Genomic DNA, 13,272 nt, shown 5'->3' on the forward strand with positions numbered 1-13,272 from the left:
GAGTAATACAGAAGATAATATAATTAAATTGCTACTCGACAGCTTTTGTCTTTTCTTACTCATAACCAAACTTATCTATTTCCATTAAAATAGTCGTCATAGAAATAAAATACTGACGGATAATATTTTTCCACCAAGCGATTAAACGTGCCGTTATTTTTTATTTTTTTAAGGTAAGCATTAAAGGCGTGACGTAATTGAGGGGAGTCATTGCGAAAGGCCGCTGCCATGTACTGATCGTCAGACACAGGACCAATCACCTTGATTTCTCCCGGCCACTTTTCAAGCGCAATTAAGGTATCCGCCACGTCCAGCAAGGTCGTTTCTGCATCGTTATTTAAAATGGCGGGAACCATTTCATTCAATTTTCGCGCATGCACAGGGATGATGATATTCGCCTGTGTGGCATAAAGGTTGTACAAGTTAGGATCAAGACAGGAATGTTCCATTGCCAGCACATCCCGCCCTTTCATGAGCGTTTTGACCATGTCAATATCGTGTACTTTGGAGCCACTTGGGGTGATAGGCTGGAGATCGGAGTCACCACGTGCAACAAGCCAGACGGCAGATGGGAAATAGTCATCCGAAAACGCAACCATCTCCTTTCGCCAATCCAGCACAGTGACACCATTGGCAATAATGTCACCCTTTTGCATCACTTCACGCCCCAACACGATTTTATTGTTAGCAAAGTTTGCTTCTTGGCCAGTTAACTTGCCAATGACGTTGCTCCAGTCAGCAGGCACGTACTGGTACTCTACACCGAGTTGCTCAGCAAACCCTTTAACAATATCAACATCTAAACCGCTCAGGGTGTGCAAGTTTTCTTTGTTGATATAGTTAATAAAATTCGCATATGGCACGCCAATATGACGCAGTACCCCTTCTTCTTTAATTTGCGCTAAATCACGAGCATGACTCAAACCACTGCTGAGGGCACCCAGCACGATCAATGATAGCGTCAGGCCGCGTTTTACGTTTTTTATAAACATCTTCATCATTCAGCCATTGCCCATTTTTTGCGGCGCCAGTCCCACTGACGCCGCTTACGCTTACTTCATTTGTTTATATAACGCGTGCATTGCGCGCACTAAGCCTTTCACATCCTCTTCATCATGGAAGAGATGCGTCGAAATTCTCAATGCATACGTTTTGTGGGTATCGTCTTTCTGCAATGTGAAGTCTGTAGTACGAATAATGTAGCCGTAGTCTTCACGCAGTCGATCCCGGTACTCAGTCAATCGCTCACCCTCATCTAACGCAAACGGGTTAAACGTGGTGATCGCACTGGCCAACTCGTCTTCATCCGGAGAGAAGAAATAAGCATCTGGCATGGCTTTTTTTAAGCGCGATTGACACAAGCGTTTTAACGCTAGCACGCGATTTTCAATGCGTTTCCGTCCAATATCATCCCACATTTTGCAACTGTCTACCAATGCTTGCTTGGCTGGATAGTTGTCGTTACCCACATATTGCAACGGTAATTGGGTACCTGAATCGCTTGAGTTTGCCAGAGAGGAATTAATAAACCAAAGTGGGGTATCGCGATCGCTCCAATATTCAGCTAAACGCTGCGCGTTATCACGGACATAAAGAATCCCCGTCGCCCCTGCCCCACACTGCCATTTATGGCCAGAACCGGCAAAGAAGTCACAATCCATGTCATGCAAATCCACCGCGAGCATGCCAACCGTGTGCGCACCGTCCACCAGCGTTGGCACCGCATACGCTTTTGCCAGCTCACACAGGCGTTTTGCAGGCAACGTCGTACCGGTTTTATAGGTAATATGAGAGAAGGTAAGCAAACGCACATTGCTATGTGCATTGAGGGCATCACGGAAAGCATCAACATAGTCATCGGCTGTCACTGACTCGGAACCGGTGTAAACAGGCAGTTGTACTTCAACAACCTCGACACCAAAACGCTCTTTCACGACCTGTAACGGTGAGGTCGCAGCAATGTGTTCATGATGGGTAGTAAGAATCACATCCCCAGGTTGAAAATTCAGACCATTGATAATTGAACATAAACCATCCGTGGTATTGCGGCTTAATGTCAATTCATACGGTTCAGCACCAAAGCCGGCCGCAATATCATTGATCATCTCGGTCATGTGGGGCCATTCACCAAAGCGACCGCCTAAATCCCACGGATCTTTTGCAATACGCTGGTTATTCTTGTTATACGCTTTCAATACGTGCTTAGGCATAGAACCCGTGGTGCCTACATTCATGTAGGTCGTTCTTTTATCCAGCACAAATTGATGCTGCACATCACGCCAGAAACGTTTGCTGTGTTTATCGTGCTGTAATGACTGCCAACTCTCACCGTCATCTGCCAGCGCAGTATGGCTAAATAAAGTGCTCCCCATACCCACGGCGGCAACACTTGCCGTACCTTGTAAAAAGCGACGACGGTTTGGATTTTTTATCTGTGAATCATGATGACTCATTTATGACTCTCCTTGTTCTTTTCATATTGTGAGAAACACCCAATATCGGCCGACAATAAAGCACAAAATGTAACTAAATGTAAATTGATAAGCTTCATTTGCTGGATAAAATGACCGACACAGCTAGTGATATGTTTATCATTTAATCAGAATTTTATAAAACACTCTCGCTCACTCTTTTGCATTTCTTTTGTTTCACGCACAAAAAAAAAGCCCATCACTTTACGTCATGGACTTTTTCTCACCTATTCTAGGTTTCGCATTAACGCGCTTGAAGATAAAGGTTCAGGCACTACTTCTCACGACAAAACGCACTGAAAGCGGCTTCACTATTTTCAAAATTTTCTTTTTTGGCTAATTCCCAAGGACGCTCACATTGATTGGTTTTCGCACACCATTGATAGCCTGCAGACCCTTTACAACCGTGCGCATCTGTATCGGCTCCCACTTTCACTTCTGTTTGTGGGGCTTCGCTGCAACCAAACAACAGGATGCCGCCCATCAGCATCATGACTGAACGTACTGCGTGATTTTTATTTCCTGGTTTCATGTATGACCTCTCTGAAACACCATTACCATCATATGAAAACAATAATAACTGCTTATTTATTCAGCACTTAAGCAAGTGTATCCTGAAAAAGTGTGATAAACCTATCACTTTTATCGTCTTGCGATTGCTGTTATACAAGCATCGCTATTATTATCTATTTCGTCCAGTAAGCATACTGAACAAACAAGACAATAAATGCGGATATCGTATAATGGTATTACCTTAGCTTCCCAAGCTAATGACACGGGTTCGATTCCCGTTATCCGCTCCAATATCTCCCAGATTACCTCTCTTTTTACGACACTCTCTTTTCTTAATCTCTTTTTTAGATAATTTACATCTTACGCTATTTGCTTTACTTTCTTTTTATCGACTTTTTTGTGCGAATAAAAGGATTGTTATGCCAACTACGCGTCCCTTGCTCTATTCTTTACGCCGTTGTCCTTATTGTGTCAGAGCCCGTATCGGCTTATTACTCGCTCAACAGCCAGTCATCTTACGTGAAGTCAAATTAAAAAATAAACCCGCCGCCATGATGCATATCTCGACACAAGGCACGGTGCCCATTTTACAGTTGCCCACCGGCGAGATAATGGAAGAAAGCATCGATATCATGCTATGGGCATTACACCGCAGTGATCCGCACGATCTATTACGACACGACCAACCCGACGTCTTACCGGCGATGCAACTGTTGATTAGTGATTGTGACAACAACTTTATTCCGGCCTTAGAAGCCTTCAAACATTCAGCGCGCTATCACACGGCAACTGAACACATCGATCGTGAAGCATGCCTGCCCTTTATTGAAAGACTGGAACAAGGGTTACAAACCTCTCCCTATTTAATGGGAAACCATCCCTGCTTGGCTGACTTTGCTATTTTGCCGTTTATTCGCCAATTCTCACGTGTTGATAAGCCGTGGTATCGGGCAATGGCTTGGCATAACCTGCAACGCTGGCTCATCGACCTGTATCAGCATCCCGCTTACGGTGAAGCGATGCAGGTTGTCCCTGTTTGGCAAGAAGGTCAGCCAGACGGGCTATTCCCCGCCTAACCGACAGGATACTGTTACTGTTTTCAGCCGCATAACAGATTATTCCTGTTGCATCATCTCCATGACGGGTCTCCACATTTCATCCAATTCATCGTCAGACGGTAAGGCTGATTGTTCAATGGTGCGAACCACTTTACAAGGATTCCCCACCGCAATGGTATCGGCAGGAATATCTTTCGTGACGACACTGCCCGCACCAATCACCGCACGATCACCAATGGTGACCCCATCAAGAATGATAGCACCGGCACCAATCCACACATTGTCGCCAATCACAATCGGGTTTGCTGCAGCAATAGGTAGCACACGTTCAGCCAAGGTCACAGGATGCCCCGCCGTGCTGATCACTACATTAGGGCCAATAAGCACACGTTCCCCGATCGTCACTGGGGCGAGATCCAAAATTTTCACACCGGCATTTAAGAATCCACCCAATTTGAAATGGATGTTTCTCCCCATGTCGCAATAAAACGGCGGAATAATGTGAGCGCCATTGTGGCTACCCAGTAGTGCGGTTAATAATTTGGTTTGTCCGGGGTAATCAGACGGGCGAAGTTGATTAAAATCATACAGAATGTCTTTCACTGCAGCTTGTTCAGCAAACAATGCCGGGGTAATCGGGACATGAAGGGAATAATCAGATAGATGCTGGCTCATTGATAATAATCTCACTCGTAAAAAGTGCTTTTAATCGTATTACAATCAATGAGATATAAGTATGACTTCACACGAAAAACGTGCAGTCACTATAAGAAAATGTACGCAATAATAATGTCGCGATAGCGTTTACAAAGCACTAATCGCAAAGCCTAGTGTTGCGCCAATCACAATCAAACCAATCTGCACAATCACATTGGTAAACGCGAGCATAAAACCCACGATCGTGTTCACACTGAAAACAAGCGTAAAAATCACGCCACTGATCAATATCGCGGCAAAAGAGGCCAGAAAAAAATCGCCGATATAATACGCTAACACCGCGGACACGCCCAGTGACACTGTCACGGCAAATAAACTTTTTATCACGCTCGGAATAGCAATATCAAGAATACGCGCAGCAACCTTGATCGAAATAACGGAAAATACCAGCACACCAGCAATCAGTATCCCCCACTTCATATCTATTTCATTTAGCATCAAAAACACACCACTAAACATCGTCTAAGTGAATAATATTTCGATAATAAAACATAATAATTAGATCAATAATAGGCACATTTTTTCCCATCTTCATTCTGCGATCAAGTCGGGCACAGTGATGCAAGCCATGTAACTGAGCCCCCTAACAGTTGTAAGGTGAGACATTTATGCGATAAACAACATCGAAATATAAATAGCAAATCCGACCGAAGACAAGAGAAATTGCTGACATGAACGCCTACCGTTTTCTTTAGCTTTACACAGCCAGTAAATCACAGCAAAAGCAAAAGACGACAACCAAAGCGCTATCATCACAACATAGAGGATCAAATATATAACATCGCCAATCCCATAAGGATCACCGGCACCCACCGGTAATTGCGCATAAAGATGAAAGTTAAAGTACAACCCAAACACCATAAGTACGTACATTAAAACGACATTCGCGGTAAGTAATTTTCCTGTCACCCATTCGATAGTGACGACAACTCGCTGTCCAACGTGCATTAACGATAACTCCTACTCACGCCGGATAATAACACCCAATGCAACGATCATAAGTGATCGAGCCAGATCCTCGCGTTATCGAAACAGATCCACATCAATGTGAGAGTTCATCCATAACGTGTTCTCGCGCAATCACACGGCCTTTTCTCGCTGAGTCAGACCGTATTTACGCATGCAAAGCGTGTTCTCTCTGATAATGTTTTTCGCTTGATCGATCATTTTAGAAACCGCAGCCGCATTGTTATCGGGATCGTCTTGGTAGGCTTTCACAGCGCGAGTAACGAGCTGTTTTGACTCCGCCCGCTTTGCATCATAATGACACGTGTTCTTAATGATTTTCAGCGATCGCTCACTGGCGACTTTTCCTGATGGGGCTATCCACTCATATTCTTTTGTCTCGGCTTCTTGTGTACTTGAGCAACCCGATAAAAAGATAATGATGGCTAACGCTAAAAAACGCTTCATGATGAATGACCCCGATCGTTTTATGAATTCAATACTGTCGCTTTAACACGTCAGTATCTATAACGCCGTTGTCATTCGCAATCCTGTGATTGTCGAAGTGTAAGCTTACTCGAAAGTCCACGGCATGCATTGCAGAGAGACAACAATTATCGACTCAATACCCGGATTGAACTGACGGTATTATCAAACTCTGCCGCATTGGCTTTTCCGCCGCTACGTGTATAAAACGATCCGGTGTAGTTTTTACCTTCATAGAAACGCACGGTCCAATGGGCGGGAATGAAATACGACGACATCGCATCATTAAAATGGAAATCCGCTAAATCAGGCTCATCATGGGTGATCACCACCGTTTTACCCCGCTGATGAGGCCGACTGTAAATCACTACGTGATTCGGTTCATTGGGTTCGTCATCGAACAGCAAGGTGCTGGTTATGCATTTCGCCTCACGCGCACGACAAAAAATACTGTCTTCGCCCTGTGATTGCTCGCATCGACGCTTTACTTTATAACGCGCCATATCTTCACTGATCCCAACATCAGCAAACACCTCTTGGAAGGGCTGCAAGGTGCACACGTACACCTTACCCTGAGTTGATGGATACGGCTTGCTGGGATAGTGTTTTGTGTTCGCGTGTGCCACCGTCGTAAAACTCAATATCGCGATTAACAGTATCCATTTGTTCATGACACCCCCTCATTTCTCATGATGAAAAGCAGGCAACCCTCTCTTGTGATATAGAGCGACTGCCTGCTTTCTCTTTTAGCGGGTTACAAAATGCCAGATATCACCCGTGGTGACTTGACCATCTCGCACCCCATCCACTCGCCAGAAGTAGGACGTATTTGGCTGCAGTTCTGACACGGTATAAGCACCGTTCATCTTGCTCACCGCCTCCAATGTGGATGGTGACGATCCAAAGTAAACGCGATATCCCCATTCAGGACTCTGTTTAAACATCAGATCCAACGTCAATTCCACCTTTGTGGCATCATTAAACGGAACGGGATTCATCGCTTTATCACCATGATGACCGGGGATCCAAGGTGCAACGTCGCTATCTTCATAGGCACCAATATCTGGCGCGCTACCCAAATAGTCAATGGTGCTCAAGCGGCTATCGCTCGTGCCCGCATCAATGATACTCGCATTGACTTTCGGTCTGAAATCCCCCCAATGCGCGCCTTTCAGTTGGCTCAGAATTATGCTGTTTTCACCTGTCACATTACTAACCACAGTACCCGGTACCACTAACTGCTCGGGTGTGCCTGATTTACGCCCTTGCAAACTGCCAACAAGGTTGTTCAGTGTTTCTGAATTGAAATTCAGACCTCCCGCATCTTCTTTATTGAAAATAACCAGATCCGTGACGTCATTATCAAACATCAGGTTATTAAACGTGGCTTGATGATCGCCTTTAATGATTGAGAACTGGGTGTTCCATACAACGTTATGATGTACAACGCCATCACGGCCTACTTTCGAGGCACCTTCAACGCCATCAAAGCGAATGCCGGCTTTCGGGGTGTCATGTACCCAGTTATACGCAATTTCAGTGCCTGCCTGTTGCTCTACACCCACATTGATGGCCGCCCCATCATGCTGCAGTAAACTGGTGTTAAACACATGGTTGCCAATCACTTTTGAAGCGGCACCGACACGTACCCCCTCCGAATTTCCGGCGGTATGGAACGTGTTATTGGTGAAGCTAATATCATGGCTTTGTGATGCCATGTTCAATGCGCCCTCACCGCCAGTACCGAGGTTAGAATAGTCGATATCATGGATTAGATTGTTATCAACAGTATCCCCAACTTCTTTGATCATCTCAAAGGCGGGGCCATCCGTATACGCCAGATAACTGTCTTTAATCGTGTTTCCAGTCGTTTTTAGTGTTTTACTATTATTAATGAACTTGATAGTTTGCGGGCGAGTTAAGTCCCCCAGCATACGTTGTGAATAGGCATAATACTGTGCATCTATATCTTCAAAGGTGATTCCCTGTGAACTGATGACAGTAAATGCGGTACCGAAAAAGTCGACGTCTTTGATCAATACATGGCTTGCATTACGCACGGTTAAGCCATAAGTTTGCGTTTTACCTCGTACGGTAAGGTGATTGGGATCTTTCCCTTCTGGTGCCCACAAATACACGGTGCGGGTTTGCTTATCAAAGAACCATTCATTTTCACTGTCGAGCAGTTCCAATTTACCTTCAAGGTAGTAATGGCCTTCTTCATACTTGGTATTCTTGGTTTCCCAGAAATTCCCTTTGCCCAGCATGTTATCTGCGGCATTTTTCATTGCCGTACCAGAACCCGAAAAGTCTTTACTATAAGTAAACGTATCGGAGCCTGGTGTGTGCGATTCCACGACTTGTGCCCAGTTGAGCCACGAGCCGATATTCATGATGGCAATGGCCCCTGTGGCGTCGATGCCTGAATCCGCCAACGACTGGACATTTATCCCTTCGGGCAGCGGTTCATACTGATTACCGCTGTTGCTCACCACGATATTTTCATAAGGCCGCTCATCAATCATGGTTCCGAAACGACTTTCTGGCGCTTGATGACGCCACGTCTTTTTCATGTTCCATAATGAACCGTCATGCAGTTGGGCATTCGGCCAACGTGCAGACATCACCATTTCATCGTCAATGAACAACTGCCACACTGGGCTGCGTACTGTCGTTTTGTAGATATTACCTTGATGGACGATCCATGGCGTATCGATGACAACGGTGCCATCAAAAATCGCGTTGTTCCCTTGAATAACAATCGGCGCGTCGGCACTGCCGTTGGCCTTGTCTATCACCTGTGCAGTACGATAGCGCCCTTCACCCAGTTCAATCACATCCCCTGCTTTCGCCAGACTCAAGGCTTTCTTCAATGACGCAAAGGGCGCTACTTGTGTGCCATTGTTGCTGTCTTTTCCGTCTGGGCTGACAAAATAACTCACTTCGCTTGCACAAGCGTCTAATGATGGCGCAGTGGACCCATCAGGGCACGTCACAGGTGGCACTGGACATTCTTCCAGTGAGGGTGCGGTAGAACCATCTTCACAAATCACTGGCTCATTCGGACATTCTTCTAACGATGGGGCGGTAGAACCGTCTTCACAAACCACTGGCTCATTCGGGCATTCTTCCAACGATGGGGCGGTAGAACCGTCTTCACAAATCACTGGCTCATTCGGACATTCTTCTAATGACGGCGCGGTTGAACCATCAGGACAAATAACAGGATCAACAGGGCCGGTTGGGCAACTTACTTCCGCCCAGAACCACGAATGCGCTTTAGGTGTTTCCCATGGGCCAGGATTATTCTTTGCAACAAAACACTGGTTGTTTAAGCCAACAATATCGCCATTTTTCACCTGTGTTTTACCCGCTACCCATGGGATCACATCGCCGGCCTCTGGATCCGGGTCGGGATCTGGGTCAGGATCCGGTGTTGGGCCAGGGGCCTCATCACAGGTTGTCGCAGACCAAAACCACGTTGATGATGCAGAGGGGGTTTCCCACTTTCCCGGATTATTTTGTGCGGTATAGCAAGCATTCTTATAGATGACAACATCGCCATTTTCTACGCTTGTTTGACCCGGAACCCAACTGATCGGTACCGTGCTAGCCAATGCACCAGTACTCCATAAGGATAACGCTAAGGCAATAAGGGTGGGTTGTGTTTTCATAAAATCCTTTCTCATCATATTCACGTCATGTCTGGAAAAGTGGTAATAACTAAAGAACGCGATCAGCTCACTATGCCAAACAAAAGACGCCGAATTTTACCCTCACCACTTTGTAGCATCTCCTCGCGCATCCTTTTTTTGGCTCAACCTCTCACTGCGTTTTCACCTTTTCCTTTCGTTTATATTTCTTCTGCCGATCTTCACGACAGAGGATGGTTGTCACTCATCTATTGCTGATAATTTAAGCAATGGCAGTATATCGCTATCGTTCTTACCCGTATTAGCTGTTTACCCCATCCCTAAGGTTGAACACTCGAGTTTGAAGTTGATTCACAAAACCGCATGTACGCATCGCGGATTAGCGTGAGACCTTGATAGATTAATCAGTATTTTGATACCTGTTCATTAGCGCATATTGAATGGCAATCTCTGTTAATCAACATGCCCTATCCCAGCAAAACCCCTGTACATAACACTGTATACAGTACTGTGTATACTGGATGAAACACCTGTACATCTCCCCTGAATATTGAACCGACTCGAAATCTAATCAAAAAAGAGAATAATTAGATCATTTTGATGACGTTATAAATAAGCACTAATAACAAGCACTTAAACAAACAAGATGGGTTCATCTTGCCAGTGACACCGCTTTATTATCAATTGTATTGTTAAAAATGCTTGCATCAGCGCCCAATAATAACTACTGTACACACATACAGTATGTATATATAAACACTACATTTGGGGATGATGGACTATGACAGCTTTTTTCGACAACCTTGAGTCAATTTCTGTATCACAAGCTTATAAGGCGACGTTTTCCTTACCGGCTGAAGCTGCCATCACTCCGCATACTGTGAAATGTCCGATTGAAGTGTGCTTTAACACCCACATGCAAACGCAGCTGGCCTATTTTCTACGTATTCTTAAGCAAGCCAGCCAGCAAAACCGCTGGATCATGTTCATTGGCCAAGAAGCGCTTATCGATAAGCGTTTGTTGAAAAATGCAGGTGTCGACATCAATAAAGTGCTGGTACTTACCCAAAAGAAAGGCCAGTCTGATGCCGCGTTAATGGAAAAAGCGTTAGCTTGTGGCAACTGCAGTGCCGTGGTTGCTTTGGGTGATATCACTGATTTTTCCGCGCAAACGCTGCGTCATGCCGCAGAGCGCAGTGGTAGCTTTGCCTTCGTACTTAACCCTAACAGCAAAGGCCAAGTGAACTTTCACTGAACAATACAAGACTGATTGATCCTGCTTTCTACTTCTGTCACGTCCCCCCCCTTTTTGTCATGCTATTTCACTCTCCGTGAGTAGCATGGCGATGGTAATAGTATTTACTTTCTCCCTATCATCTCGTTGTCTTATCCACTCTTGAACCTCCCCTTCGCCAATATTGGTATACCTTTATAGGATCCCACCTCCTATCAATAGGATCACGCGATGGAGAAGAAGCTCGGGCTTGGCACCCTAACGGCACTGGTTATTGGTTCAATGATTGGCGCAGGGGTATTTAGCCTGCCTCAAAATATGGCGGCGGTAGCCAGTCCACTGGCTGTGATCATTGGCTGGGCAATCACTGGCGTAGGAATGATCTTGCTGGCACTGTCTTTTCAACATTTGGCACAAGTTAAACCAGAGATTGAGAGCGGTGTATTTGGGTACGCCCAAGCCGGTTTTGGTCAGATGGTTGGGTTTTTCTCTGCATGGGGTTATTGGTTCAGTGCGATGCTGGCGAACGTCTCTTATTTAGTGATCGTATTTGGCACGTTAGGCATGTTGTTTGACTCACCGGATCACATCATATTTGGTTCCGGTAACACGCTTGCATCATTGATTGGGTCTTCAGTGTTGCTATGGTTAGTACACGCACTCGTTCTGCGCGGTATTCAAACGGCAGCGACGGTCAATTTAGTCACGACCTGCGCAAAACTTATTCCGCTATTACTCTTTATCGTTTTTGCATTCATCGCTTTTCGCTGGTCAACCTTCTCTTTAGATTTGACTGGTTTTACCAGCAAAAACCAGCACGATATGCTAACGCAAATAAAAAGCACCATGCTTATTACTGTATGGGTGTTTATAGGCGTGGAAGGCGCAGTCATTGTGTCTAAACGCGCCAAGCATCGACGAGATATTGGCCGTGCAACCATTTTAGGGTTACTGATCGCGTTGTTCATTTATGTCTGCGTAACACTGCTGTCGATGGGGGTGATTCAACATGTCGAATTGGCGACTTACCCGAACCCTTCAATGGCACAGGTCATGACCGCGATGGTGGGCCCGTGGGGTAGCATCCTAATCGGAGTGGGTTTACTGGTGTCAGTATGTGGGGCTTTCTTGAGCTGGACGGTATTAACCGCTGAAGTGCCGTACATGGGCGCACACGACAAGATGTTTCCCCATTACTTCACCAAACAAAATGCCGCTGGCACGCCCGTGAACTCACTGTTACTCACGAATGTGTGTATCCAGTTATCACTGATTGGCGTCTATATCGCCGGCAGCACCTACGATACGCTGCTGGTGATCGCTTCAGAAATGATCCTTGTGCCCTATCTGCTGGTGGGCGCATACACGTTAAAATTGGCCCTGACACGCGATGATCGCGGGATGTTATTTTCAGTTGGATGTGGGGCAACCTTATACGGTATCTGGCTTTTGTATGCCTCAGGGCTGTTTTACCTGCTGCTATCAGCCATGCTATATGTGCCAGGGCTGGCTTTTTACCTACAAGCCAAACGGCAACAGGCCGTGCGTCCGTTTACGGGGTGCGAAAAGGTGGGAGTCTGTATACTGATTGCGATTGCAGTGATCGCGGCGATATTACTGTGGCAGGGAGGACTATAGCGCTATTAGTAAAAGAGCCAGCAAATCGCTGGCTCTTTTACTAATAACTTAAAGCATATGTGCACGTAACACCTCCCCATCTTCATCTAGCATGATGATCTTACAAGCTGCTTTGGTTTCAATTTCCAAAAGTTGATTTTCATCCAACGAATACGGTAACTGGATCATTAATTCATCAATATGATCCGCTCGCGCCAAACGCAATAGTCTGATCAAATTATTCGTATCACTGATATTGGTTGAAAGCACTTTTAGTGCTTGTTCCTGCAGTTTTTCAGACGCCGTTAACCCACTGTCATGAATAGCAGAAGTGCGTGACACTTCAAAAGAAGGGATCAGCGCCTTAAGCGCATCAACCAGCGTCAGTTGTTGCTTGCAAGATGCTGACAAAAATGATGTGTAGTTAAACACAACATTGCTGTTATTTGAGAATTCAACGAATGTTTCCATATTCATCCCTAAGAGAAACATAATTTTTGTTGTTTATGACTCGATGCATCGTGTTGGCTACATGAGTAAGCTGAGAATACTATACGACTAACTGAAGTATGATGTAT

At 45.4% G+C, this 13,272-nt stretch carries 13 protein-coding genes and 1 tRNA gene; 4 read left to right on the plus strand and 10 right to left on the minus strand.

What is annotated here, in order from left to right:
* Nucleotides 1–71 precede the first annotated feature (71 nt).
* From L4C36_RS22270 to L4C36_RS22280, 3 genes are all read right to left on the minus strand, one after another.
* Nucleotides 72–992: a transporter substrate-binding domain-containing protein gene (locus tag L4C36_RS22270; RefSeq protein WP_428479969.1), complete on the minus strand. Its 921-nt coding sequence runs from the start codon at nt 990–992 to the stop codon at nt 72–74.
* A 60-nt stretch (nt 993–1,052) separates the two neighbouring features.
* Nucleotides 1,053–2,453, minus strand: a complete 1,401-nt coding sequence (locus tag L4C36_RS22275) for an aminotransferase class V-fold PLP-dependent enzyme (protein ID WP_428479970.1) — start codon at nt 2,451–2,453, stop codon at nt 1,053–1,055.
* A 292-nt stretch (nt 2,454–2,745) separates the two neighbouring features.
* A complete protein-coding gene (locus L4C36_RS22280) occupies nt 2,746–3,003 on the minus strand; it encodes a serine protease (RefSeq protein WP_428479971.1) in 258 nt (85 codons plus the stop codon).
* 197 nt (nt 3,004–3,200) lie between these two features.
* Between L4C36_RS22280 and L4C36_RS22285 the strand changes: the two genes are divergently transcribed.
* Nucleotides 3,201–3,274: transfer RNA gene (locus L4C36_RS22285), tRNA-Gly, on the plus strand.
* 129 nt (nt 3,275–3,403) lie between these two features.
* The gene (locus L4C36_RS22290; RefSeq protein ID WP_428479972.1) at nt 3,404–4,060 is read left to right on the plus strand and encodes a glutathione S-transferase; all 657 of its coding nucleotides are present in this window, start codon (nt 3,404–3,406) and stop codon (nt 4,058–4,060) included.
* Nucleotides 4,061–4,099: 39 nt separating this feature from the next.
* On the opposite strand, the gene L4C36_RS22295 is transcribed toward L4C36_RS22290, so the two are convergent.
* From L4C36_RS22295 to L4C36_RS22320, 6 genes are all read right to left on the minus strand, one after another.
* Nucleotides 4,100–4,717, minus strand: coding sequence for a sugar O-acetyltransferase (locus L4C36_RS22295; RefSeq protein ID WP_428479973.1), 618 nt, complete (start codon nt 4,715–4,717; stop codon nt 4,100–4,102).
* A gap of 129 nt (nt 4,718–4,846) precedes the next feature.
* Complete coding sequence (locus L4C36_RS22300) at nt 4,847–5,179, minus strand: hypothetical protein (protein WP_428479974.1); 333 nt, start codon at nt 5,177–5,179, stop codon at nt 4,847–4,849.
* Between the two features lie 186 nt (nt 5,180–5,365).
* Nucleotides 5,366–5,707, minus strand: coding sequence for a hypothetical protein (locus L4C36_RS22305; protein ID WP_428479975.1), 342 nt, complete (start codon nt 5,705–5,707; stop codon nt 5,366–5,368).
* A gap of 132 nt (nt 5,708–5,839) precedes the next feature.
* Nucleotides 5,840–6,172: a hypothetical protein gene (locus L4C36_RS22310; protein ID WP_428479976.1), complete on the minus strand. Its 333-nt coding sequence runs from the start codon at nt 6,170–6,172 to the stop codon at nt 5,840–5,842.
* A 146-nt stretch (nt 6,173–6,318) separates the two neighbouring features.
* Nucleotides 6,319–6,861 carry a beta/gamma crystallin-related protein gene (locus L4C36_RS22315; RefSeq protein ID WP_428479977.1) on the minus strand — a complete coding sequence of 181 codons (543 nt, stop codon included), beginning with the start codon at nt 6,859–6,861 and terminating at the stop codon, nt 6,319–6,321.
* 75 nt (nt 6,862–6,936) lie between these two features.
* The gene (locus L4C36_RS22320; protein ID WP_428479978.1) at nt 6,937–9,864 is read right to left on the minus strand and encodes a DUF1565 domain-containing protein; all 2,928 of its coding nucleotides are present in this window, start codon (nt 9,862–9,864) and stop codon (nt 6,937–6,939) included.
* Nucleotides 9,865–10,624: 760 nt separating this feature from the next.
* Here L4C36_RS22320 and L4C36_RS22325 point away from each other — a divergent pair.
* Together L4C36_RS22325 and L4C36_RS22330 are read left to right on the plus strand one after the other, a co-directional pair.
* Nucleotides 10,625–11,098: a cell division inhibitor SulA gene (locus L4C36_RS22325; RefSeq protein WP_428479979.1), complete on the plus strand. Its 474-nt coding sequence runs from the start codon at nt 10,625–10,627 to the stop codon at nt 11,096–11,098.
* 210 nt (nt 11,099–11,308) lie between these two features.
* Nucleotides 11,309–12,715, plus strand: coding sequence for a basic amino acid/polyamine antiporter (locus tag L4C36_RS22330; RefSeq protein WP_428479980.1), 1,407 nt, complete (start codon nt 11,309–11,311; stop codon nt 12,713–12,715).
* 48 nt (nt 12,716–12,763) lie between these two features.
* On the opposite strand, the gene L4C36_RS22335 is transcribed toward L4C36_RS22330, so the two are convergent.
* On the minus strand, nt 12,764–13,165 hold the full coding sequence (locus L4C36_RS22335; protein ID WP_428479981.1) for a hypothetical protein: 402 nt from the start codon (nt 13,163–13,165) through the stop codon (nt 12,764–12,766).
* Nucleotides 13,166–13,272: the final 107 nt, after the last annotated feature.

Origin of the sequence: Photobacterium japonica, from assembly GCF_050337005.1 — a bacterium.
Lineage (GTDB): Bacteria > Pseudomonadota > Gammaproteobacteria > Enterobacterales > Vibrionaceae > Photobacterium > Photobacterium japonica.

Excerpts from the sequence above, each read along its gene's own strand:
- L4C36_RS22310 (WP_428479976.1), bottom strand. The coding sequence starts at position 6,172 with ATGAAGCGTTTTTTAGCGTTAGCCATCATTATCTTTTTATCGGGTTGC.
- L4C36_RS22300 (WP_428479974.1), bottom strand. The coding sequence starts at position 5,179 with ATGAAGTGGGGGATACTGATTGCTGGTGTGCTGGTATTTTCCGTTATT.
- L4C36_RS22270 (WP_428479969.1), bottom strand. The coding sequence starts at position 992 with ATGTTTATAAAAAACGTAAAACGCGGCCTGACGCTATCATTGATCGTG.
- L4C36_RS22330 (WP_428479980.1), top strand. The coding sequence starts at position 11,309 with ATGGAGAAGAAGCTCGGGCTTGGCACCCTAACGGCACTGGTTATTGGT.
- L4C36_RS22305 (WP_428479975.1), bottom strand. The coding sequence starts at position 5,707 with ATGCACGTTGGACAGCGAGTTGTCGTCACTATCGAATGGGTGACAGGA.
- L4C36_RS22295 (WP_428479973.1), bottom strand. The coding sequence starts at position 4,717 with ATGAGCCAGCATCTATCTGATTATTCCCTTCATGTCCCGATTACCCCG.
- L4C36_RS22315 (WP_428479977.1), bottom strand. The coding sequence starts at position 6,861 with ATGAACAAATGGATACTGTTAATCGCGATATTGAGTTTTACGACGGTG.
- L4C36_RS22280 (WP_428479971.1), bottom strand. The coding sequence starts at position 3,003 with ATGAAACCAGGAAATAAAAATCACGCAGTACGTTCAGTCATGATGCTG.
- L4C36_RS22290 (WP_428479972.1), top strand. The coding sequence starts at position 3,404 with ATGCCAACTACGCGTCCCTTGCTCTATTCTTTACGCCGTTGTCCTTAT.
- L4C36_RS22320 (WP_428479978.1), bottom strand. The coding sequence starts at position 9,864 with ATGAAAACACAACCCACCCTTATTGCCTTAGCGTTATCCTTATGGAGT.
- L4C36_RS22275 (WP_428479970.1), bottom strand. The coding sequence starts at position 2,453 with ATGAGTCATCATGATTCACAGATAAAAAATCCAAACCGTCGTCGCTTT.
- L4C36_RS22335 (WP_428479981.1), bottom strand. The coding sequence starts at position 13,165 with ATGGAAACATTCGTTGAATTCTCAAATAACAGCAATGTTGTGTTTAAC.
- L4C36_RS22325 (WP_428479979.1), top strand. The coding sequence starts at position 10,625 with ATGACAGCTTTTTTCGACAACCTTGAGTCAATTTCTGTATCACAAGCT.